This is a genomic window from Bradyrhizobium sp. Pa8, assembly GCF_052588265.1.
The window spans coordinates 6661061-6683673 of sequence record NZ_CP176767.1 but is presented as its reverse complement, the minus strand read 5'-3'; the positions used below and the strand labels follow the sequence as shown (position 1 = coordinate 6683673).

The following is a 22613-nucleotide window of genomic DNA, read 5'->3' as shown; positions in this document are numbered from 1 at the left end:
GCCGATGAATGATCTGCCGAAGCAGCCGGCCATTTCCGATCCAGCCAATGAACTCGCCAGCGACAGCTCGCCGATCGATCCTCGCGATTTTCGCAATGCGCTTGGCACATATGGAACGGGCGTAACGATCATCACGGCCATGGCCGCCGATGGAAAGCCCTATGGCATCACCTGCAATTCGTTCGCGTCAGTCTCGCTGAATCCCCCTCTGGTCCTCTGGAGCCTCGGATTCTATTCCTCAAGCCTCCCCGTGTTTCAGAACGCCAGCCATTTCGCCGTTCACATACTCGGCACGTCGCAGCAAACGCTAGCGAACAAATTTGCAAAATCGTCCGAGGACAAGTTCGCCGGGGTCGACTGGACCCCGGGCCTCGGGAACGCGCCGGTCCTTGCCGAGAGTGTCGCCAACTTTCAATGCCGATCGGTCAATCGCTATTATGGCGGTGACCACGTGATCTTCCTCGGCGCGGTCGAGGCCTATGCCTACAGTGCCAAGGAGCCCCTGCTGTTTGCGCGCGGGGTGTATGGCCGGTTCCTGGCTGATGATGAACGCAAGTCGCCATAAGGCGATTCAAGGACGCTCGTCGGCTCGGCGGTCTGTGGCCGAGAGCTTGTAGATTTCCAAAGCGTCCGCGTTCGCGCCGCGGGCAGCCTTGGCCAGCCTGAATATCTGTCCAGCGAGGGTCGCCATCGGCACCGGCGTTGACGTCGCCTGGGCGACATCGGCGACCGTGTCGAGATCCTTGAGCATTGTCGCGATATGGCCAAGCGGCGGCGAGTGGATGCCCTGGACCATGCGCGGCACGAAGAGCTGAAGCGGGATGGAATCCGCAAAGCCGCCGGCGAGCGCCTCGGGCAGCCGGCCTGCGTCAATCCCTGCATTCGAGGCAAGGCGCGTTGCTTCCGCCAGAACGGCCATCGCGCATCCGACGATCACCTGGTTGCAGAGTTTTGTGGTTTGGCCAGCCCCGATCGGGCCCATGTGGGTGAACCTGCTTGCCATGTGCAGCACATAGGGCCGTGCCCGCTCGATGTCAGCAGCTTCCCCGCCGGCCATGATGGCGAGCGTGCCTTCCTCTGCGCCCTTGGTGCCGCCGGACACCGGCGCATCTATCCAGCCCGCGCCATTTGCGTCTTTCAGCCGCGCTGCAAGATCGCGCGCGGCGTCGGGATGGATTGACGAGAAGTCAACGACGAGCTTGCCTGCGCCGGAAGCCGCTGCAAGACCCTCGGGTCCGAAGATCACATCTTCGACGGCGGCGGCATCGGTCACGCACATGAAGACGATATCCGCGTTCGCCAACATGTCGCGGGGCGTGGCTGCGCGCCTGGCGCCGGCCGCGACGAGCGGAGCGACCTTGCCCTCCGAACGATTCCAGACAGCGACCTGATGGCCGGCTTTGAGCAGGCGCCCGGTCATCGGCGTTCCCATCAGTCCAAGGCCGAGATAGCCGAGCCTCTCGACGCCCTGCGGGTTTGTCTTGCTCGCATCAGCCATAGGTTGCCTCCTTCTGTCGCAGCGCAAACGCCGCCTTACCATACATTGCAGGTCGGACAGCGAAACCGTCCGGCTCGCATGGCTTGCCTGATTGTTTGAACCATGAAACATTTGAGGCGGTCGGGTTGGGCGGCGCCGGTCGGCGCCGGAGCAGCGGAGTGGGCATGATGCGAACCGTTTCGAAGTGGATCCTGGCTTTGGGAGCGGCCGCGGCTGCGAGCGCGGGGGCAGGCCCGTCATGGGCACAGCAGACCATTCGCGTCGGCTGGACCATCCCTGCCGAGGAATCCAAGTACTGGATGATGCGCCGGCCAGCTGAGTTTCCCAATATCGGCAAGGCCTACAACATCGAATGGACCCAATTTCAGGGCACCGCGCCGATGACGCAGGCATTGGCGGCCGGCGCGCTGGATTGCGCGACGCAAGCGCCGCTGTCGCTGGCCAACGGTGTGGTCGGCGGCAATCTCAAGGCCTACATCGTAGCGCAGCACGTCTTCGAGAAGCCCGGCGGTTTCTCGGTCTATTGGGCGGTGATGGATGACTCGCCGATCAAGACGATCGCCGATCTCAAGGGCAAGACGGTCGGCATTTCCGTGATCGGCGGCGGCACGCAAGGCCCCTTCAACCTGCTGCTCAAGCAGAATGGCGTCGATCCGGCCAAGGACATCAAGCTGGTCGAGGTCGGCTTTGCCGTCTCCGAAGATGCGCTGCGCCAGGGCCGTGTCGACGCGGTTAACATGAACCAGCCGTTTGCCGCACGTGCAGAGGCGAAGGGTGGCACAAGAAAGCTGTTCTCGTTGTCGCAGGCGATGCCGAACATCGTGCACATCCTGGAAGCCTGCCGCGCGGATTTCGTCGACAAGAACCCCGACTTGGTGAAGGCCTACGTGCGTGACATTACCTCAGGTATGAAGAAAGCGCTGGCCAACCGCGAAGAGACGCTAAAGGTCGTGAATGAGGTTCTGAAGGCGCCTATTCCGGTGCTCGAGACCTATCTGCTCAAGGACAACGATTTCGGCCGCGATCCGGGTGCGGCGCCGAACTTCCCCGCGATCCAGAAGATGCTGGACATCTACGCGGAGACCGGAATGCTGCCGAAGCTGGATGCCACGCAGTTCAAGCACGCGACGATCGTCGCGCCGCTGGAATAGGCGACGGGCGAATTGTCCGAACGAGGGGGCGCGGCGTCCCGGATCATCCCGGACGTTGCATGAAGAAGATGCGCGCATGAAGAAGTTGCGATCACGGGTCACGACTGACGGCCTCGACCGGGCCCCGCACCGCGCTTTCATGCGCGCAATGGGGCTCGACGACGCCGCGATCGCCAAGCCGATGGTGGGCGTCGTCAGCATGAAGGGCGAGCAGACGCCCTGCAATATGACGCACGACTTCCAGGTGGCCGCGGCCAAGACGGGAATCGAGGAGGCGGGCGGCACGCCGCGCGAATTCTCCACCGTGTCGGTCTCAGACGGCATCAGCATGAATCACGAGGGAATGAAGTTTTCTCTCTTTTCGCGCGAGCTGATTGCCGATTCGATCGAAGCCGTCGTTCATGGTCTCGCCTATGACGCGTTGATCGGGTACGGCGGATGTGACAAGACGCTTCCCGGCGTGATGATGGGCATGGTTCGTTGCAACGTACCGTCCATTTTCATCTACGGCGGCAGCTCGCTGCCGGGCCGGGTGGACGGGCGGACTCTCACGGTGCTCGACTCCTACGAAGCTGTCGGCAGCTTCATGACGGGAGAGATCGACGGCGCCAAGCTCGATCGGATCGAGCGCGCCTGCCTGCCGACCATCGGCGCGTGCGCCGGCCAGTTTACCGCGAACACGATGGGGATGGTGTCGGAGGTGATGGGGCTGACCATTCCCAACGTCTCAATGGTGCCCGGTGTCTATGCCGAACGTGCACAGATCTCGCGCCGTGCCGGGCGGTTGGTGATGGAGATGCTGGAACGTGGCGGCCCGCTGCCGCGCGACCTCGTGACTCGGAAATCCCTCGAGAACGGTGCGGCGATAGTTGCCGCCACGGGCGGCTCGACCAACGCCGCGCTGCATCTGCCGGCGATCGCGAATGAGGCCGGGATCGCATTCACGATCGATGACGTCGGCAAGGTCTTTGCCAGGACGCCGCTGATCGGAAACTTGCGACCTGGCGGCAAGTACACTGCGAAGGATGTCTACGACATCGGCGGCGCTGCCGTCGTGATCCGCGAGTTGATCCAGAGCGGGCACATCGATGGGAGCTGCTTGTCCGTCACGGGGCGCACGCTCGCCGAAGAGTATGGCGCGGCCAACGCCCCCGATGGTGAAGTCGTTTACGCGTCTCGTGCGCCGATCATGCCTGATGGTGGCGTGGCGGTTCTGAAGGGCAATCTCTGTCCAGACGGTGCGGTGATCAAGGTCGCAGGTTTGAAGAGCCAGCACTTCGAGGGCGTTGCGCGCGTCTTCGAAGATGAGGAGGCATGTGTCAAAGCGGTCCGTGACCGCGCCTACACGGCGGGCGAGGTGCTGGTGATCCGCAATGAAGGGCCGGTCGGCGGCCCGGGCATGCGCGAGATGCTCGGCGTTACCGCGCTGATCTACGGCCAGGGAATGGGCGAGAAAGTGGCCCTGATCACCGATGGACGGTTCTCCGGCGCTACTCGCGGCATGTGCATCGGCTACGTGTCCCCCGAAGCCTTTGTCGGCGGTCCGTTGGCGCTTGTTCGCGACGGCGACAGGATCCGGATCGATGCCGCAAACCGGCGGATGGATATGCTGGTCGACGAGCAGGAACTCACGGCGCGCCGACGCGATTGGAAGCCGAGGCCGCCCCGTCACCGTGCAGGTGCGCTCGCAAAGTATGCGCGGCTGGTCGGACAGGCGCCGGGCGGAGCCGTGACACATGAGGGCCCTGCAGAATGGCCTTGGTTCTAATGACGCGCCGCGCCCGTGCGAGAATGACCGCCTGTCTGGCAAGTTTCTTGCTAAGCTCGAGCCGCTGATGGAGGACATCCGCGGATCGGCGTGTGACGTTCGCGCGTGAGTCAAGCGAGAGACGGGATGAGGGTAGTGCCTTCGAGATCGAGCGAATGGGTGAATCCGGTGACGTCACAAAGGCCGGCTTCTGCGATCATCGAGATCGACCGCGTCTCCCAGGTTTTTCAGACCTCGGCGCGTAAGGATCATTTGGCGCTATCGGACATCTCGCTGACGATCGAGGAAGGAGCCTTCGTCTCCATCCTTGGTCCGTCCGGCTGCGGCAAGTCGACACTGCTTTATATCGTCGGCGGCTTCGTCAACCCGACCACCGGCGCGGCGAAGATGAAGGGACAGACGATCACGGGGCCGGGTCCGGATCGCGGACCAGTGTTTCAGGAGTTCGCTCTGTTTCCCTGGAAGACCGTGTTGGGCAATGTGATGTATGGCCCGCGCCAGAAAGGTGTGCCTGCCACCGAGGCCGGAGCACAGAGCCGGGCCTTGATCGAGATGGTCGGCCTCAAAGGTTATGAGAACTTTTATCCCAAGGAGCTGTCGGGTGGCATGAAGCAGCGCGTCGCGCTGGCCCGGACATTGGCTTACCACCCTGAAGTTCTGCTGATGGATGAGCCGTTCGGCGCGCTCGACGCGCACACCCGTACACGTCTCCAGAATGATCTCCTGAACATCTGGGAGCGTGACCGCAAGACGGTGCTGTTCGTGACCCATTCGGTCGACGAGGCCGTCTTCCTGTCGGACAAGGTCGTGATGATGTCGAAATCTCCCGGCCGCATTCGGCAGGTGATCGACATCGATCTGCCCCGGCCGCGTCGCCGCAACGAGCTGTTGCTCGATCCGCGCTACCAGAAATACGTCGTCGACATCGAGCGCATGTTCGACGAGGTCGAAGAGACCGGATCGCCGTCATGACATCGCCTGCTGCCGCCGCCAGACGTGTCGCCCCGGTGTTCGCTTGCATCGGGCTGCTGGCGGTGTGGCAGGTTGCGTCGCTCGCGCTGAAGAATGACAGCTTTCCGACGGCGGTCGAGGCGATCCGCGCGATCCCGGACATCCTTGGTGACAAGGAGTCGCTGATCAACATCCTGGCCTCGCTTCGCCGCATGGCGATCGGGTTCGGTGTAGCTGTGCTCGTTTCGATCCCGCTGGGTCTGTTGATGGGGCGTAGCCGCGCCGTCGCGGCTTTCTTCAACCCGCTTCTAATGGTGATCTATCCGGTGCCGAAAGCGGCGTTGATGCCGATCATCATGCTTTGGCTGGGCGTCGGCGACATCACGAAGACGCTGGTGATCTTCCTCGGCGTCAGCCTCCCCGTGATCTATCACAGCTTTGAGGGCGCCCAGGCCGTCGAAGAGAAGATGCTGTGGTCGGGGGCCGCGATGGGACTTTCACCGCTGCAACGGCTGGTGCGGATCGTGCTGCCGGCGGCGCTGCCGGAGATCCTGACCGGATGTCGCACGGGTCTCGTGCTGGCGTTGATCACGATGATCACCAGCGAGATGATCGCCCGCCAGTCCGGCGCCGGCAACATTCTGTTCAACGCCCTGGACATGGGCCAATACGACACCGTCTTCGCGATGATCATCATCGTGGGGGCGATGGGAATTTTCCTCGATGCGATTTTCGAGCGGGTCCGCGCACGGCTGGTGCGCTGGTCCGAGCCTCAGTTCGACATGCCGCTGAGCTTCTCATGACATCGCGTCTTCCCTCAGCAAACGTCGTTCTAGGGCTCGCGCCAATTGTGCTCGTGATCGCGGTGTGGCAAGGCCTCGTATCGTTCGGCTTTGCGCCTGCGGTCTTGCTGCCGCCGCCGGGATACGTCTTCAGCAGGTTGCTCCAGCAACTCGTGACGTGGACGTTTCAGCAGGAGATCGCGGCGACCCTGATCCGGCTGTTTGCCGGGTTTGCGATTGCGGTCGTTCTCGGCGTAAGTATCGGCATCGCCGCGGCCGCCAATCCAACGATCAATGCCGTGGTTCGGCCAATCGTGCGCGTGTTGGCGCCGTTGCCTAAAGTCGCACTTTATCCGGCGCTGCTGCTTCTGCTCGGCTTCGGTCACGGATCGAAGATCACGCTGGTGGCGGCGGACGCACTCTTTCCCATTTTGCTGTCCACCTATTACGGCGCATCAGCCGTCGAGCAGAAGCTGGTCTGGTCGGCGATGGCGGCCGGAACGCCGCGCTATGAAATCTTGTTCAAGGTAGTCTTGCCGGCAGCGATGCCCTCGATCCTGACCGGCTGCCGGATCGGCCTTGTCATTTCCTGCATCGTGGTGTTTCTGGCCGAGATGATCACGTCGACGGACGGGTTGGGGCATGTGCTGGTGACGGCGGCCCGAACTTTTCAAGCCGTCGACATGTTCGTGCCGCTGATCACGATCTCGCTGCTGGGGTTGATCCTGAACGGCTTGCTGGGTGCCCTGCGATCGTATCTCTTGCGGGGCTTCCCCGAAGCGTGATCTGACTGAACAAAGAAACCAGAAGACCGGGAGTGGACCATGCTGGCGGATCGCATCGAGGCAAAATGGATCGACGCGTTTTGCGAGATCTTTGAGCGTTGCGCCGTCAAGGCCAGCGACACCGCGGCGATCCTCTCGGAAACACAATCGCGTGCGCTGAACGTTCATTTGGCGGAGCTCGCACTGCTGCGGATGGGCGCGCGGCCATTTCATGTGGTGATGCCGACCCCGCGTAACCGGAATATCGTGCCGGTTCGTTCGACCGGAGCAAGCGAGGCAATCCAGCGGCTTGGTCCGGTCATCACAGCGCTCCAGCAGGCCGGCTTTGTGGTGGATTGCACCATCGAGGGCCTGATGCACGCGGTGGAGACGCCGGAGATCCTCAAGGCCGGTGCGCGGATACTGGTGATCTCCAACGAACACCCGGAAGCGCTGGAGCGGATGGTACCGGATCCCGCACTCGAGAAGCGTGTTCGCGCGGCGGCGAAGTTGTTGCGTGGGACGAAGCGGATGCGCGTGACATCGAAAGCCGGCACGGCGCTCGACGTTGACATGGTCGGTGCGTCCACGGTCGGCGTGTGGGGCTGGACTGACAAGCCCGGCACGCTGGCGCACTGGCCGGGTGGCATTGTGGTTAGCTTTCCCAAGAGCGGAACGATCAACGGGATCCTGGTGATGGCCCCCGGTGACATCAATCTGACCTTCAAGCGCTACCTGGTGTCCCCCGTGAAAATGACGCTGAAGGACGATTACGTCGTCGAGCTGGAGGGCGAGGGGACGGATGCGGCGATGATGCGCGCCTATCTCGCAGCGTGGGGCGATCGCGAGGCCTATGCGGTCTCGCATGTCGGTTTCGGCATGAATCCGGGGGCCCGCTACGAAGCCCTCTCGATGTATGACCAGCGCGACACCAATGGCACTGAAATTCGTGCCGTCTCCGGCAATTTCCTGTTCTCGACCGGCGCGAACGAATTTGCCGGCCGCTACACGGCGGGCCACTTTGATTTGCCGATGATGGGAACGACGATCGAACTCGATGGCGTCGCGGTCGTTCGCGAAGGCGTGCTGCAGAACGTCTTCGGCTAGCTGCGGTCGAGGACCGGTGGGCGCGCCAGGCCGAAATGCCGGAGCAGGTCGACCATGGCCTGAAGCCGCTTCACGCGATAGGCATCGACGTCCATGCCTGAATAATCGAGGAAGCCGGCACCCGTTCGCAAGCCGATGCGGCCTTCATGCATATTGCGGGAAATGACGTCCGGCGCGCGATAGCGGTCGCTGCCGAGCGCTCCCTCGAGATACCGGCTGGCGTAGTACAAGATGTCGCCGCCGCCCCAGTCGATGAACTCGAGCAGTCCGAGCACGGCATAGCGGAAGCCAAAGCCGTAACGGATCGCTTTGTCGATCTCCTCGGCGCTGGCGACGCCTTCCTCGACCATGCGTGCGGCCTCGTTCATCGCCAGCGCCTGGATGCGCGGGACGATGAAGCCGGGCGTCGCCGCGCAGACCACGGGGACCTTTCCGATGGCTTCGAGCAGCGCCTTGACCTCATCGATGATGGCGGGATCGGTGGCTTTGCCGGGTGAAACCTCGACCAGCGGGATCAGATAGGCTGGATTGAGCCAGTGCACATTGAGGAAGCGGCGAGGGTTCACGATCGCACCGGAGAGATCGTCGACGAGGATGGTCGACGTGGTCGAAGCGATGATCGTATCCGGGCCGACTTGTTTTGAGGCCGCCCCCAGCACCTCGCGCTTGAGTTCGACGACCTCGGGAACGCCCTCGAAAACCATTCCGGCGCCGGACACCGCTGCGCCGCTTTGGCTGGCTGGCACCACCGAGACCCGTGCGATAAGTGGATCGACATCCGCCTCGGTCAGCAGCCCCAGTTTCGACAGGCTGGCAAAGGTCTTCCTGACTTCGTCGAGCGCGTCCGCCTCCAGCCTGGCGAAATCGTCCGCGGAACGGCCCTTGATATCAATCATCGTGACCGTGTGCCCCGCGTAGGCGAACGCGACGGCGATGCCGCGCCCCATGCGGCCGGCCCCGAGGCAGGCAATGTTGGCGCGGCTGGTCATCGGTCAAAATCCCCTGCGAAGAAGCGCCTGGAGCTCGGCTTTGCCGAGATTGCCAAGCCCCAGTGTCTCGAGCGTCCGGCCGCCCTGAGCAAAATCCTCGCCGCAAATTGCACCGCCGATGGCCAGAAAGGCCTTGGCCAGCGGCGTAGGCGTGCCTGCCATGGCGGCGGCGGAGACCAGCAGCGACAGCCCAAGCCGCAGATCCTCACGCATATAGCGGTGCTCGGTCAGCACGATCCGTTCGCGCCAGTCGCCGGAATCGGTCAACCGGTCGTGCGAGCCACGGCCATACATCCAGATCTCGCCTTCCTTGGCGTAGTGGTGGGCCAGCGGAAAATGCGGCGCGCCATAGCCAAGCGCTTCGCGCACGGCGATCCGCTCTGCATCGAGCGCGTCGGTCACCCGGCGGATCGCGGCTTGCGTTCCTTCCTTGTGGATGTCCCATCGTTCGAAATGCTCGATCGGGCCCGCGTTCATCACGATCAGCGGCGGGTGAATAATGGGCCCGGCGTTCATCAGCGCGCCGGAGAGCGCATCGCCGCAGGGCTCGATCGCATCAGGGAAAGCGCGTCCGATCACTTCGAGTGCGTGCGCGGCCTGATCGAGCGGAAATACACCGACCGGCAGCCGCTTGGCGCGTATGGTGATCGCGACCTCGAACGGCCCGTGCTTGCGGGTCAGCCAAGGCAGCGTGCCGGTCTCGGCAAAGCTTGCCCTGGCGTGGTTTCCGGCATCCCGTGCGGCTTGGGCGAAGATCATCGAGCCGAATGTGGCGGGCGGCAGGAACACGACCTGGCCGTCCCGCAAATGCGGAGCTAGCAAACGAGCAATGTCCGGCTGCGCGAAGGCAGGGGCGGGGCACAGAATCAGCTCGGTGCCATCAATTGCTTGGGCGATGTCGGTCGTCACCAGTGCGAGCTTCACATCGTGTCGGCCATTGTGATCCTTGACCAGGATGCGCGAGCCGGCGGCGCGATGCGCCGCCACCTGATCGGCGTCGCGGCGCCAGAGCCGGACCTCATGCCCCGACAGCGCAAAATCGCCCGCGGCCGCGAAAGAGCCGTTTCCCCCACCCAGTACTGCAATCTTCAAGATGCTTCTCCTTGCGCGCGCGACTGCGCATCAAGTTGCTTCAGCAGGAAATGCTGGACCTTGCCCAGCGCCGTGCGCGGCAGGTCGTCGACGAAGACAATGTCGCGCGGAACCTTGTAACGGGCGAGCTGCATCTGAAGATGCGCTCTCAGCTCCTCCGCTTCGAGCCGGGAGCCGGACCGCCCGATGACATAGGCGATCGGCACCTCGTCCCAGCGCGGGTCCGGCCGGCCGATCACGGCGCATTCGCTGACATCGGGATGTTCGAGCAGGACGCGCTCGACCTCGGCCGGATAGACATTCTCGCCGCCGGAAATGATCACGTTCTTCTTGCGGTCCCGGACCCAAAAATAGCCGTCGGCATCGCACAGGCCGACATCGCCGGTGCGATACCAACCGTCGTGCAGCGCATCGCGCGTGGCACCCGCATTGCCCCAATATTCGAAGAACACGTTGGGCCCTCGCACGGCGATTTCGCCCGGCGTACCCGCAGGGACCTCAATGCCGGCCTGATCGATCACCTTCGCTTCGCAGCACAGGCCGGCAAGTCCGGTCGATCCCGCGCGCGAAAGATCGCCGCCAAGCCGGGTGTAGACTGCGATGGGACAGGTTTCCGTCGATCCATAGACCTGAAGCACCGGAACATCGCGCGCCACGAAGCGATCGATCAGGTGCGGTGGCACGATGGTCGAGCCGGTCGAGACGGCTTTGAGCGACGAGAGATCGGTCGTTGTCCAGGCGGGATGCTCGCTCACGGCCTGGAGGATTGCCGGCACCATCACCGTCAGGGTCGGTCGTTCCCGTTCAATGGCCGCGAGCGCAGTATCCGGCGTGAAGCGGGCGTGGATCGTGACGGTCGCACCAAGCTGCAGTGCCGGCGTGGTCTGGATGTTGAGGCCGCCGACATGGAAGAACGGCAGCACCGTCAGCACGTGATCATCCGACGTCATGTTGTGCATGTGCTGGCTCATGACGCCGTTCCAGAACAAGGCTTCTTGCCGCAGAACTGCGCCCTTCGGCCGTCCCGTCGTTCCTGACGTGTAGACGATCAGAAGCGGGCAAGAGAGATCAGTGTGCGGATTGCGGCCGCTGCCTTCGCTGCGAGCCAGCAACGCCTCGAATGTCGCGCCACGCGGTGGCGTGAAGTCGAGTCCGATAACGGCCGTCCCTGGCGCAAGCTCCGGGAGAACTCCCCCAAATGCGTGCTCGAGTACCAGGACCTTTGCGCCCGCATCGGTGAGAATGAAGCGTTGCTCGGCAACCGCCAGCCGCCAGTTCAGCGGCACCAGCATCGCACCAAGTCGCGCGCATGCGTAGAGCAGAACCAGATGGTCCGGCCGGTTGAGGCTCAGGATTGCGACGCGGTCGCCTCGGCCGACGCCGAGCCCCTGCTTCAACGCGGTGGCGGTCCGTTCGATGCGCGCGGCGAGTGCGGCGTAGCTCAGCCGCTCACCCTCGAAGGCGATCGCCGTCTTGTCTGGCGCGAACGCCGCGTTGCGATCGATCAGACTACAGAGGTCCACGGTCAGTCGTCCGTTTCACCGGCCTCGTACAGCGCCTCGCGCCCGATCCGGTCAAGGCAGAGCTCGGCGGTCCAGGGCAGCATCAGCGAGCCGCAGCGGCTGTCGCGATAGATGCGCTCCAGCGGCAGCGAGCGGAGCATGGCCTGACCGCCGCAGGTGCGGATCGCGAGCGCGGCGAGCTCATTGGCGCCCTCCATCACCGAATATTGCGCGGCATAGGCGCGCAGCACCTGCTCCTTGCTTGGATTGGCGTGGGCCTCGGTGACGGCCTGGAACCAGATCGCCTTGATCTGCTCGAGCTTGATCTGCATCTGCGCGACCGCGATCTGCTTGGTCGGGTACATCCGGCGCTTGACCGGCGGCATGCCCGGTACCTCGCCGCGAAGATAGCGTACGGTGAAATCATAGGCGGCTTGCGCCAGGCCCATATAGGTCGGCGACAGCGTCAGGAACATGTGAGGCCAGCGCATCGCCGCCTGGAAATAGACGCCGCGCGGCATCAGCGCGGAATCCTCAGGGACGAACACATCCTTGAACAGCAGCGTGCGAGAGACGGTGCCGCGCATGCCGAGCGGATCCCAGTCGCCGACCACCGAGACACCGTCCGATTTCGCGGAGATCGCGAGGTAAAGGGTGTTGCGGCGCGAGGCTTTTTCGCCCTCCTCCATCTCGGTGCAGAGCACGCCGTAATAGTCGGCATGACCGGACAGCGATGCAAAGATCTTCTTGCCGTTGACGATCCAACCGCCCTTCACGGGCTTTGCTTCCGTGCCGAACGCGACGCCGCCGGCCGCGGCCGCTCCGCCCTCGGAAAAGGGCTGCGAGTAGATCGCGCCATCCTCGACGATACGCTTGTAATGAACCGCGCGCCGTCGCTCGTGCTCGGCGCGGGTCTCCGCGTCCATGTCGAGATCGTCGGCGAGCGGACCTGACCATAGGGTCGAGCAGACGTGCATGTTCCAGGTGAGGGCGGTCGCGCCGCAATAGCGGCCGATTTCGGCTGCCGCTAGTGCGTAAGTTTGATAGTTCGCGCCGAGCCCGCCATGCTTCTTGGGAACCGCGATGCCGAGCAGGCCGACGCGATGCAGGTCGCGATAGTTCTCTGTCGGGAAGACGGCCTCGCGATCGTAAGTCGCCGCGCGACCAGCGAACACGCTCTGGCCGATCTCGCGGGCGCGCGCGATGATGCCGGCCTGCTCGTCGCTCAGGCGGAATGCCACGGGATCGAAGATCGGAGCATCCAGCGCGACCTTGTCGGTTGCGCCGATGTTCTTTCTGACTTGCATGGTCATTGCGCAGCCACCCTACGTTTTGGTCGCGACGGAATTCAGGAACCGGCCGAGGGCTTCGTCGAACGCGTCAGGGCGTTCAAGGTTGGCGAGATGGCCGACACCAGCCAGCTCGACATATTCGGCAGATGGAATGAATGTTGCCGTCTTTGCCACCATGGTAGCAGGCGCATTGTTGTCCTTGGAGCCGGACAACAACAGCGTCGGGACGGAAATGTCCTTGAGCGTGCTGCGCTGATCGAAGCCCATCAAAGCCAGCATCATGGCGCGATAGCTCGCTACGGGCACGCTTGCCATGCACTCGCGCGCAAGATCCATTCCCTTCGGATCAGGATCGTCGCCGACAAGCTCCTTCACCAGGGAGGGAGCCAGCGACTTCATGGTCTCGCCGCGATCGAGCGGCCCAAGCCGCGCCGCGATGAACGATTTCTGCCAATCGCCATCGGCCTTGCCGAAGGCCGGGCTGGTCTGCGCGAGGACGATCGCGCGGGCCAGTTTCGGAGATTGCGCCAGCCATTTCTGGACGATCATGCCACCGATCGAATGGCCGACCAGAATTGGCGTGGTCGCACCAAGCTGCTCAATGAATTGCTGGAGCGCATCGGCAAGGGCCGCGATGCTGACGCTGGCGAGCGGCGCCGATCCGCCGTAGCCCGGCATGTCCCATGCAATCGCGCGGAACTGGGTGCTGAATCTCGCAAGCTGCTGCCGCCAGGCCCGTGCCGCGCCGCCAATGCCATGCAGGAAGATCAGGGGTGTCGCGTCCGGATCGCCCGCTGCTTCATAGGCGAAGCGGCCGTCTTTTGTTATCATTGGCGCAGGCTGCGACACGCGACATCCTTTTGCTTGCCCAGGCGATGCTAACAGGCCTGTGGGGGATGGGAAGCGATAATTTTATACTTAAAGCAATTTTCGGGCCGGTCTCTCGCGCGAAGGCGTTCGCGGCGCTACGGCAGCTTCGTTGCAAAAACTTGAAGGTTAAAATATATCGAGGAACGAGCAGCAGAGCCAAGGAGCCAGCGCATGTCCGGATTGCCGCACTCGCCGCACGCGCTCGTGACCGGTGGCGGTCGCGGCATCGGCCGCGCCATCGCAGCCTCTCTTGTCGGGGCAGGCGCAACCGTGACGGTGCTCGGCCGGAATGTCGCTCCTCTCGAGGAGGCGGTCAACGCGGGCGCCGCGCACTTCGTGGCCGTTGCCGATGTCTCGGACGAGGTGTCGTTGAAAGCCGCCATCACGGAGGCGCATGCGCGAAAGCCGATCGATATCCTGATCGCCAACGCGGGCAGCGCCGAATCCGCGCCGTTTGCGAAATCGGACAGTGCTCTGTTCGCGCGCATGATGGACGTCAATTTCATGGGCGTGGTCCATGCCATCCAGGGCGTGCTGCCGGGGATGAAGGATCGCCCCTATGGCCGCATTGTCGCAATTGCATCGACGGCCGGGCTCAAGGGCTATGCTTATGTCAGTGCCTACACGGCCGCCAAGCACGCCGTGGTCGGTCTCGTCCGTTCGCTTGCGCTCGAGATGGCCGGAAGCAACGTGACCGTCAACGCGGTCTGCCCGGGTTTCACCGATACCGATCTCGTCGCCGGCAGCATCGAGAACATCATCAAGAAGACCGGGAGAAGCCGCGAGCAGGCGATCGCCGAGCTCGCGAAACACAACCCGCAGGGGCGGCTGATCACGCCCCAAGAGGTGGCAGACGCAGTGCTTTGGTTGTGCGGCGAGAGCGCTGGTGCGATCACCGGGCAGGCGATTGCAGTCGCAGGCGGCGAAATTTAGCAGCGCGGAACAAACATACTAAGGAGATCGCATGAGCAGACCAGCCAATCCTGTGACCGTGCCGCTCGCGGATTATTCGCCGCAGCACTTCCTGCTGGCGGTGGTCGACGGCGTTGCCACGGTGACGCTCAACCGTCCCGAGCGAAAGAATCCACTGACGTTCGAGAGCTATCGGGAGCTGACGGATTTCTTCCGCGCCTGCGCTTTCGATGATGCAGTCAAGGCCATCATCGTCACTGGCGCCGGCGGTAACTTCTCGTCCGGCGGCGATGTGTTCGAGATCATCGGCCCGCTCGTGAAGATGGACACCAAGGGGCTGACCGCCTTCACGCGGATGACCGGCGACCTTGTCAAAGCGATGCGGGCCTGCCCTCAACCCATTGTGGCAGCGGTCGAGGGCATCTGCGCCGGCGCCGGCGCGATCATCGCGATGGCATCGGACATGCGGCTTGCGGCGAGCGGCGCGAAGGTCGCGTTCCTCTTCAACAAGGTCGGCCTTGGCGGCTGCGACATGGGCGCCTGCGCGATCCTGCCGCGGATCATCGGACAGTCCCGCGCCTCCGAGCTGCTCTACACCGGCCGGTTCATGACCGCGGAGGAGGGCGAGCGCTGGGGCTTCTTCAGCCGCATCGTCACGCCCGAGCAGGTGTTGCCGCAGGCGCAGTTGCTGGCCAAGCAGGTCGCGGAAGGCCCGACCTTCGGCAACACCATGACCAAGCGGATGCTGGCGATGGAATGGGCGATGTCGATTGAAGAGGCGATCGAAGCGGAAGCCGTTGCCCAGGCGCTGTGCATGACCACGGCGGATTTCGAGCGCGCCTTTGAAGCGTTCGCCAACAAGGTCAAGCCGGTCTTCAGGGGCGACTGAGCCCCGGACTTGCTGCGGGAGGCCAGCAACGGTGACTTGCGCCGCAATACCTGCCCGGAACGGATCAGATTTTCCGCAACAGCGTGCGCGACCGGCGGGATGTCGAGGAGCTGAGAATTAAGGCTAAGCCCAAGACCCGGGCCGAGCTCAAGGCGGAGGCGACAAAGCCGCTTGCGGCGGAGTGACCGCCCGTGCGACTTTAACCCATTGCCTGGCGTATTTTCGAGTGGAGTTAGGGCGATGAAGGCGATTATCGTCGGTGGCGGTATCGGTGGTCTCACCACGGCATTGATGCTGCGCTCGCGCGGCATCGGGTGCGAGATTTTCGAGCAGGCCGACACCATCCGCGAGCTCGGCGTCGGCATCAACACGCTGCCGCATGCGATGCGGGAGCTTGCCGGCCTCGGTCTCCTCCAGCAGCTCGACGACGTCGCGATCCGCACCGACCAGCTCTATTACCTCAATCGCCACGGCCAGGAGGTCTGGCGCGAAGCCCGCGGCATCGACGCCGGCCATGACGTGCCGCAATTCTCGATCCACCGCGGCCGCCTTCAGGGCGTCATTCATCGCGCCGTCGAGGAGCGGCTCGGGCCGGAGGCAATTCACACCGGCTGCCGCCTCGGCGCCTTCACGCAGGACGAGGGCGGCGTCACCGCTTATTTCTTCGACCGCTCGGGCGCGCACATTCATACTGCGCGGGGCGATATCCTGATCGGCGCTGACGGCATCCATTCACGCGTTCGCGGCACGCTGTTCCCGAACGAGGGACCGCCATGCTGGAACGGCCTGATGCTGTGGCGCGGTGCACGCGATTGGCCGCTGTTCCTCACCGGCAAGTCGATGATCGTGGCCGGTGGCCTCAACGCCAAGGTGGTGATCTATCCGATCGCAGAGGGATCGAGCTCGGCGAGCCGTCTCACCAACTGGGCGGTGCTGGTGAAGGTCGGCGAAGGCAATGCCCCGCCGCCCCGGAAGGAAGACTGGTCGCGGCCCGGCCGGCGCGAGGAGTTGATGCCGCATGTCGCGCGCTTCTCGGTACCCTATATCGACGTCAAGAGCCTGATCTCGGCAACGCCGGAATTCTACGAATATCCGACCTGCGACCGCGATCCCTTGCCTTACTGGTCGTCCGGGCGCGTTACGCTGCTCGGCGATGCCGCGCATCCCATGTATCCGGTCGGCTCCAACGGCGCATCTCAGGCGATCCTCGACGCGCGCTGCCTTGCCGATGCGCTGGTGCGCGCCGAGCATCCGCGCCAGGCTTTGCTTGAATATGAGAAGAAGCGTCTGCCGATGACCGCTGACATCGTCCGCTCCAACCGGCGCGGCGGCCCCGAGGGCGTCATCGACGCGGTCGAGCAGCTTGCACCCGATGGCTTCGACAACGTCGACAACGTGCTGAGCTATTCCCAGCGCGAGGCGATCGTGCGCGGCTATGCCACCAAGGCCGGCTTCGCCGCCGTGCCGGGTCTGGCGGCGGTGCGCGCTTAAGACTCGCTGCTAGCCGCCGGGCGGCGGCGGCAGGAAGTGGATGTTGAACTCGGCGGCCATCGCCACCACGTCCTCGGGCTTCTGTTCCTTCATGTTGTGAAGGCCCCAGAACAAGTCGAACAGCTTGCGGGTCGGCGACACCCAGAACAGCACCTTTGCGGTCTGCTCCGACTTGTTGAAGATGCCGTGCGGCACGCCCATGCCGAGGCGGATCAGATCGCCCGCGGTGGCCTGCGCCTCCGAATTGCCGAGCACGAAGTCGAGCTTGCCCTCGAGCATGTAGAGATACTCATCCTGGTCGGGATGGATGTGCGGCGGCACGAATGTGCCCGGCGGCAATGTCGCGTGCCAGGAGAAGCTGTGCTCGGTATTGCTCTTCGGCACATAGGTCTGGCCGAGGATGTTCCAGGAAATGCCCTGGATCCCTTCATTGGCCCGTGTGATGCCGGTGATCTCGCTCTTCATTGCAGTCCTCCCGTAACGCGATGCGGCTTAGTTTGCCGCCTTGCAGTCCTTGGCATAGCGGTCGCCATAGTTCTCGAAGACCTTCTGAACGATCTCGGTCTGGAACTTGCCGTCCGCACGCTTGGCGACCTTGGTCAGATAGAAATCCTGGATCGGATAGCCGTTGGTGTTGAACTTGAAGGCGCCGCGCAGAGAGGTGAAGTCGGCCTTCTTCAGCGCAGCCCCAACCGCATCCTTGTTCGAGAGATCGCCTTTCACGGCCTTGACCGCGCTGTCGATCAGCATCGCGGCGTCATAGGCCTGGAAAGCGTAGGTGCCAGGCACGACGTTGTAGGCGGCTTCATAGGCCGCGACGAACTTCTTGTTCTGGGGATTGTCGAGATTGGGCGCCCAGTTCGCGCCGCCAAACATGCCGACGGCCGCATCCTGCTGCGCCGGCAAGGTCGATTCATCCACCGTGAAAGCCGAGAGCACCGGAATAGTGTCGGCGAGGCCGGCTTGCCGGTATTGCTTGACGAGATTGACGCCGAGGCCGCCCGGCATGAACGTGAACAGCGCATCGGGCTTCTGCGACGAGATCTTGGAAAGTTCCGGCTGGAAGTCCAGCGTGTTCAGCGGCATGTAGGATTCTTCGACGATCTCGCCCTTGTAGTCGAGCTTGAAGCCCGCCACTGAATCCTTGCCGGCCTGATAGTTCGGCACCATCAGATACATGCGCTTGTAGCCGCGATCCTGCGCGACCTTGCCGAGGATCTCGTGGACTTGGTCGTTCTGATACGACGTCACATAGAAGAACGGGTTGCAGTCCTTGCCGGCGAAAGTCGATGGGCCGGCGTTGGGGCTGATCAGGAACGTCTTGGACTCCGTAATGGGGCGGTGGATCGCCTGGAGGATGTTGGAGAAGATCGGGCCCACGACGAAGTCGACCTTGTCGCGCTCCAGAAGGCCCTTGACCTTCGTGACCGCTGCGTCGGGCTTCAACTCGTCATCGGCGACGATCACCTCGACATCTCGGCCGCCCATCTTGCCGCCGAGATCTTTCACGGCGAGCGCAAAGCCGTCGCGGACCTGCTGGCCAAGTGCGGCGGCGGGGCCCGACAGGGTCACGACCACGCCCAGCTTGATCTTCTCCTGGGCGAGGGAAGGGCTCACTGCGGTGCCGAGCAGCAGGGCGGCAGCGGCCAAGGTCATTTGCGTCTTCATGATGTGTCCCCCGTGACGATCGGGCTTGCGCAGCAAGCCGCGTACTCCAATCCAAGCTTATGCCGATGATGGCGGCCGCGGCAAGCAAGCTCAAGGCGCGGCCATCCTTCGGGCCACGGCGCATGCAAGCGGCGCGCCAGTTATTTGAAGCCTAAAGAAATTCGGGTGTGGTCGATTGTTGCAGCTTTAGGCTTGCGGCCGGGGCCGATTTATTTGAAGCTCAAAACGTTGGGGAATCCGTGCTGGCGCCAAGGCCGGCCATGAGTGACTGCATCGAGATGCTCGATTCCGAGACCAAGGCCGTCGAGACGCCGGAGGACCACGCCGAAGAGCTTCGGCTGTGGCTGCGTCTGCTCACCTGCACGACCCTGATCGAAGGCGAAGTCCGCGGCCGCCTGCGACAGCGCTTCGACGTCACGCTGCCCCGGTTCGACCTGATGGCGCAGCTCGACAAGGCGCCCGATGGCATGACGCTGTCCGATGTCTCCAAGCGCATGATGGTGTCCAACGGCAACGTCACCGGCCTCGTCGAACGGCTGGTGGAATCGGGCCATCTCGACCGGCGCACCTCGGAGACGGACCGCCGCGTCCAGGTAATCCGCCTCACAAAGCTGGGTCGCGCCGAGTTTCGCAGGATGGCTGCGGAGCACGAGACCTGGATCGCCGATCTGTTCGCCGACCTGACACCGAAGGATGTCCGCGAATTGATGCGGCTCCTGGCCAAGACAAAGGCGTCGGCGCAGAAATCGGCCGGTCGCCGCCGACCGTAGTCGGCCAGCGGGCACCCCCGCCAGTCCCACCTTGCCGCAGGAAAATGCATGGGATGCCCAAAATCCGCTATTGCGCCGAATTGTTTTAAGCCTAAAATGTTTTCCAGATGATGCTGCCGGGTGCTTTCCATGCTGAAAGGAGCGTGCGATGGCCAACGCCGCTAAGGCTCAAGAGTCGGGTTCGTATGACGGCAACGCCGCGACGGCCCACGTCGATACATTCGCACGGCAGCATCTGCCGCCGCGAGAGTTCTGGCCCGAATTCATCTTCACGCGGCCGGAGCTGCACTATCCGCCGCGATTGAACTGCGTCAGCTATTTTCTCGACCGCTGGGTCGAGCAGGGCCACAGTGACGCGTCCTGCGTCATCAGTCCGGCCGTCAGCTACACCTATCGCGAGCTGCAAGCGCTCGTGAACCGCATCGCCAACGTGCTGGTTCGCAAGCTTGGTCTCGTAACCGGCGGACGCGTGCTGCTGCGCTCCGCCAACAATCCGATGATGGTTGCGACCTATCTCGCGGTGATCAAGGCTGGCGGCATCGTCGTGGCGACCATGCCTCTGCTGCGCGCCAAGGAACTATCTTATCCGATCCAGAAGGCGGAGATTGCACTCGCGCTCTGCGATGGAAAACTCTCGGAGGAGATGGAGAAGGCGAAAGCGGCGGCGCCCGGCCTCAAGCACGTGGTCTATTGGGGCAACGGCGCGTCGGACTCGCTCGAGGCGCTGATTGCTGATGCGAGCCCGGAGTTCAAGGCGGTCGATACCGCCGCCGATGACATCTGCCTGATTGCCTTCACGTCGGGCACGACGGGCGATCCCAAGGGCACCATGCATTTCCATCGGGATATGCTGGCGGTCTGCGACGGTTATGCGCACAACATCTTGAGGGCGGAGCAGAAGGATCGCTTCGTCGGTTCAGCGCCGCTCGCCTTTACCTTCGGCTTCGGCGGCGTGTTGTTTCCGATGCATATCGGCGCTTCCTTCGTCGTGCTGGAGAAGACGACGCCGGACGACATGCTGACGGCGATCGAGCAATACAAGACATCGGTCTGCTTCACCGCGCCAACCGCCTATCGCGCCATGATCGGCAAGCTCGCAGGTCGCGACATTTCCTCGCTGCGAAAGTGCGTCTCTGCCGGCGAGACCCTCCCCAAGCCGACATTCGATGCCTGGCTCAAGGCCACCGGCATCAAGCTGATGGACGGCATCGGTTCGACCGAGCTGCTGCACATCTTCATCAGCGCGACCGAGGACGAGATCCGTCCCGGCGCAACCGGCAAACCCGTGCCGGGTTACGAAGCAAAAATCGTCGATGACGACGGCAATGACCTGCCGCCGGGCACGATGGGGCGGCTCGCGGTGCGCGGCCCGACCGGCTGCCGCTATCTCGCCGACGAGCGGCAGCGCAAATACGTCCAAAACGGCTGGAACATCACCGGCGATACCTATCTGATGGATAGCGACGGCTACTTCTGGTACCAGTCGCGCTCCGACGACATGATCGTGTCAGCCGGGTACAACATCGCGGGCACGGATGTGGAGGCGGCGCTGCTGACGCATCCATCCGTAGCCGAGTGCGGCGTCGTCGGTGCGCCGGACGAGGCGCGTGGCATGATCGTGAAGGCTTATGTCATCGCCGCCCCCGGCGTGACGCCGGACGCTCAACTCGCAGCGGAGTTGCAAGAGCATGTCAAACGTGAGATTGCGCCTTACAAATATCCGCGCGCGATCGAGTTCGTGGCGCAACTGCCGAAGACCGAGACCGGCAAGTTGAAGCGATTTGCCCTGCGGCAGTTGGCGCAGGCTGCAGCGACGTCCTCCGGCGTTGCGGCGGAATGAGAGAAGGATGAAGAATTGTCCGTGACGACGCCGAAAGGCCCGCACCTCGCGGTGCTGCCGACAGCAGCCGAGGACGAAACCGGCTCCAGGGCGCAGGTGCTCCAACCGTCCGGCTGGCCGCTACCAAAAGGCTATGCCAACGGCATGGCCGCCGAGGGACGCATCGTCGTCACCGGCGGCGTGATCGGCTGGGACGCCGAGGAGCGTCTCGCGGACGGCTTTGTCGCGCAGGTGCGCCAGGCCCTGAGCAACATCGCCGAGATATTGGCGGAGGCGGGTGCGCGGCCCGAGCACCTCGTGCGCCTGACCTGGTACGTCGTCGACATGGACGAATACCTGGCGAACCTAAGGGAGCTCGGCAAGAGCTACCGTGCCACCTTTGGTGCGCACTATCCTGCGATGGCGCTGGTGCAGGTCGTCCGCCTCGTCGAGAAGGCGGCGCGCGTCGAGATCGAAGCCACCGCCGTCATTCCCCGCTAAGCCGCCTTCGGTTCGCGCCTAGCTGGCCTTGGCGAGATCGTCGTCCTCGGGCGAATTCAGATAGACGCCCGATACGGTGTCGACCCAGCACAGATGGTCGTGCACCTTCTTGACGCCCTCGACGTTCTCCGCCGCGACGACCGCGGCCTGACGCGCGCGTTCCTCGGTGATGACACCGCTGAGATGAACGATGCCGTCCCGGACGATGACATTCAGTCCGAACGGGGACCAGTCGTTTTTCTCCATGGTGTCGATGATTCGGCCGCGAATGTGATCGTCGTCGGCCGTCGGATCCGGTACCTCGCGGGCGAGCCCCGCCACCGCCTGCAATAGATTGGCGCGGGAGACGATGCCGACGACCTTGTCGCCGCGCACCACCGGCAGCCGCTTTACGTTGTTCCGTTCCATGAGATCAACGATCTCCGCGAGCGCCGTATCCTCGGTGATGGTCACGACCGAGGCGGTCATCACCTCCGAGACCTTGCGGCCATGTTCGTGGACGAAATCGCTGGCGGAGTTGCCGGGGCCGAGGATGAACCGCAGCCAGCGGCCTCGCTTGCGCCCGGTGCCGATTTCGCTGCGGCGGACGAAATCCCCCTCGGAGACCACGCCGACCAGCTTGCCGGCATCGTCGACCACGGTGAGGCCGCTGACGTGCCGCTTCAGCATGATGTTTGCCGCCTCGACGATGCTGGTGTGGGGGGCAACCGAGATGACCGAGCGGGTCATGATCTGGTGGGCGCGCATGGGGAAGCTCCGCAAGTTCACACGAATATCGATGTGTGGAGCTTACGTCA

Annotated in this window: 22 protein-coding genes; 13 read left to right on the top strand and 9 right to left on the bottom strand. The window is 63.5% G+C overall.

Annotated elements, in window-relative coordinates:
- Window positions 1-4 precede the first annotated feature (4 nt).
- Window positions 5-565, top strand: a complete 561-nt coding sequence (locus tag ACKWRH_RS31695) for a flavin reductase family protein (RefSeq protein ID WP_445216714.1) — start codon at window positions 5-7, stop codon at window positions 563-565.
- 6 nt (window positions 566-571) lie between these two features.
- Here ACKWRH_RS31695 and ACKWRH_RS31690 read toward each other — a convergent pair whose 3' ends face one another.
- On the bottom strand, window positions 572-1498 hold the full coding sequence (locus tag ACKWRH_RS31690; RefSeq protein WP_445216713.1) for an NAD(P)-dependent oxidoreductase: 927 nt from the start codon (window positions 1496-1498) through the stop codon (window positions 572-574).
- Window positions 1499-1665: 167 nt separating this feature from the next.
- On the opposite strand from ACKWRH_RS31690, the gene ACKWRH_RS31685 reads away from it, so the two are divergent.
- The 6 genes from ACKWRH_RS31685 to ACKWRH_RS31660 all read left to right on the top strand — a co-directional run bounded on the left by ACKWRH_RS31685 (window position 1666) and on the right by ACKWRH_RS31660 (window position 8021).
- A complete protein-coding gene (locus ACKWRH_RS31685) occupies window positions 1666-2649 on the top strand; it encodes an ABC transporter substrate-binding protein (protein WP_282524591.1) in 984 nt (327 codons plus the stop codon).
- 76 nt (window positions 2650-2725) lie between these two features.
- Window positions 2726-4417, top strand: coding sequence for a dihydroxy-acid dehydratase (gene ilvD, locus ACKWRH_RS31680; RefSeq protein WP_445216712.1), 1692 nt, complete (start codon window positions 2726-2728; stop codon window positions 4415-4417).
- Between the two features lie 126 nt (window positions 4418-4543).
- Window positions 4544-5389 carry an ABC transporter ATP-binding protein gene (locus tag ACKWRH_RS31675; protein WP_445216711.1) on the top strand — a complete coding sequence of 282 codons (846 nt, stop codon included), beginning with the start codon at window positions 4544-4546 and terminating at the stop codon, window positions 5387-5389.
- The gene (locus ACKWRH_RS31670) at window positions 5386-6171 is read left to right on the top strand and encodes an ABC transporter permease (RefSeq protein ID WP_445216710.1); all 786 of its coding nucleotides are present in this window, start codon (window positions 5386-5388) and stop codon (window positions 6169-6171) included. The genes ACKWRH_RS31675 and ACKWRH_RS31670 overlap by 4 nt, the downstream gene beginning before the upstream one ends.
- On the top strand, window positions 6168-6935 hold the full coding sequence (locus tag ACKWRH_RS31665; RefSeq protein WP_445216709.1) for an ABC transporter permease: 768 nt from the start codon (window positions 6168-6170) through the stop codon (window positions 6933-6935). Before ACKWRH_RS31670 ends, ACKWRH_RS31665 begins: the two co-directional genes overlap by 4 nt.
- Before the next feature lie 39 nt (window positions 6936-6974).
- Entirely contained in the window at window positions 6975-8021 is a 1047-nt protein-coding gene (locus ACKWRH_RS31660) for a peptidase M29 (protein ID WP_445216708.1), read from the top strand.
- Here the strand turns inward: ACKWRH_RS31660 and ACKWRH_RS31655 are convergent.
- The 5 genes from ACKWRH_RS31655 to ACKWRH_RS31635 are packed head-to-tail and all read right to left on the bottom strand — an operon-like array spanning window position 8018 to window position 13745.
- The gene (locus ACKWRH_RS31655) at window positions 8018-9010 is read right to left on the bottom strand and encodes a 3-hydroxybutyryl-CoA dehydrogenase (RefSeq protein WP_445216707.1); all 993 of its coding nucleotides are present in this window, start codon (window positions 9008-9010) and stop codon (window positions 8018-8020) included. The two genes, ACKWRH_RS31660 and ACKWRH_RS31655, sit on opposite strands and share 4 nt — an antisense overlap.
- 3 nt (window positions 9011-9013) lie before the next feature.
- Complete coding sequence (locus ACKWRH_RS31650) at window positions 9014-10102, bottom strand: NAD/NADP octopine/nopaline dehydrogenase family protein (protein WP_445216706.1); 1089 nt, start codon at window positions 10100-10102, stop codon at window positions 9014-9016.
- Complete coding sequence (locus tag ACKWRH_RS31645) at window positions 10099-11625, bottom strand: class I adenylate-forming enzyme family protein (RefSeq protein WP_445216705.1); 1527 nt, start codon at window positions 11623-11625, stop codon at window positions 10099-10101. Before ACKWRH_RS31645 ends, ACKWRH_RS31650 begins: the two co-directional genes overlap by 4 nt.
- Before the next feature lie 2 nt (window positions 11626-11627).
- Window positions 11628-12917 (bottom strand): acyl-CoA dehydrogenase family protein, encoded by a 1290-nt coding sequence (locus ACKWRH_RS31640; RefSeq protein WP_445216704.1) that lies wholly within the window; start codon window positions 12915-12917, stop codon window positions 11628-11630.
- Between the two features lie 12 nt (window positions 12918-12929).
- Window positions 12930-13745: an alpha/beta fold hydrolase gene (locus ACKWRH_RS31635; RefSeq protein ID WP_445216703.1), complete on the bottom strand. Its 816-nt coding sequence runs from the start codon at window positions 13743-13745 to the stop codon at window positions 12930-12932.
- A gap of 192 nt (window positions 13746-13937) precedes the next feature.
- On the opposite strand from ACKWRH_RS31635, the gene ACKWRH_RS31630 reads away from it, so the two are divergent.
- The 3 genes from ACKWRH_RS31630 to ACKWRH_RS31620 all read left to right on the top strand — a co-directional run bounded on the left by ACKWRH_RS31630 (window position 13938) and on the right by ACKWRH_RS31620 (window position 17058).
- Window positions 13938-14699 (top strand): SDR family NAD(P)-dependent oxidoreductase, encoded by a 762-nt coding sequence (locus ACKWRH_RS31630; protein WP_445216702.1) that lies wholly within the window; start codon window positions 13938-13940, stop codon window positions 14697-14699.
- 31 nt (window positions 14700-14730) lie between these two features.
- Window positions 14731-15567: an enoyl-CoA hydratase family protein gene (locus ACKWRH_RS31625; RefSeq protein ID WP_028156623.1), complete on the top strand. Its 837-nt coding sequence runs from the start codon at window positions 14731-14733 to the stop codon at window positions 15565-15567.
- A gap of 240 nt (window positions 15568-15807) precedes the next feature.
- Window positions 15808-17058, top strand: coding sequence for a flavin-dependent oxidoreductase (locus ACKWRH_RS31620; RefSeq protein WP_445216701.1), 1251 nt, complete (start codon window positions 15808-15810; stop codon window positions 17056-17058).
- A gap of 9 nt (window positions 17059-17067) precedes the next feature.
- On the opposite strand, the gene ACKWRH_RS31615 is transcribed toward ACKWRH_RS31620, so the two are convergent.
- Both ACKWRH_RS31615 and ACKWRH_RS31610 read right to left on the bottom strand, forming a co-directional pair.
- Complete coding sequence (locus ACKWRH_RS31615) at window positions 17068-17523, bottom strand: cupin domain-containing protein (RefSeq protein WP_014493758.1); 456 nt, start codon at window positions 17521-17523, stop codon at window positions 17068-17070.
- Window positions 17524-17550: 27 nt separating this feature from the next.
- Complete coding sequence (locus tag ACKWRH_RS31610; protein ID WP_445216700.1) at window positions 17551-18726, bottom strand: ABC transporter substrate-binding protein; 1176 nt, start codon at window positions 18724-18726, stop codon at window positions 17551-17553.
- Window positions 18727-18986: 260 nt separating this feature from the next.
- Here ACKWRH_RS31610 and ACKWRH_RS31605 point away from each other — a divergent pair, with 260 nt between their 5' ends.
- The 3 genes from ACKWRH_RS31605 (at window position 18987) to ACKWRH_RS31595 (ending at window position 21816) form a co-directional block, all read left to right on the top strand.
- Complete coding sequence (locus ACKWRH_RS31605; protein WP_014493760.1) at window positions 18987-19496, top strand: MarR family winged helix-turn-helix transcriptional regulator; 510 nt, start codon at window positions 18987-18989, stop codon at window positions 19494-19496.
- Between the two features lie 148 nt (window positions 19497-19644).
- On the top strand, window positions 19645-21336 hold the full coding sequence (locus ACKWRH_RS31600; protein WP_445216699.1) for a benzoate-CoA ligase family protein: 1692 nt from the start codon (window positions 19645-19647) through the stop codon (window positions 21334-21336).
- 21 nt (window positions 21337-21357) lie between these two features.
- Window positions 21358-21816 (top strand): RidA family protein, encoded by a 459-nt coding sequence (locus ACKWRH_RS31595; RefSeq protein ID WP_354123911.1) that lies wholly within the window; start codon window positions 21358-21360, stop codon window positions 21814-21816.
- Between the two features lie 18 nt (window positions 21817-21834).
- On the opposite strand, the gene ACKWRH_RS31590 is transcribed toward ACKWRH_RS31595, so the two are convergent.
- Entirely contained in the window at window positions 21835-22563 is a 729-nt protein-coding gene (locus ACKWRH_RS31590) for a CBS domain-containing protein (RefSeq protein ID WP_445216698.1), read from the bottom strand.
- Between the last annotated feature and the right edge of the window lie 50 nt (window positions 22564-22613).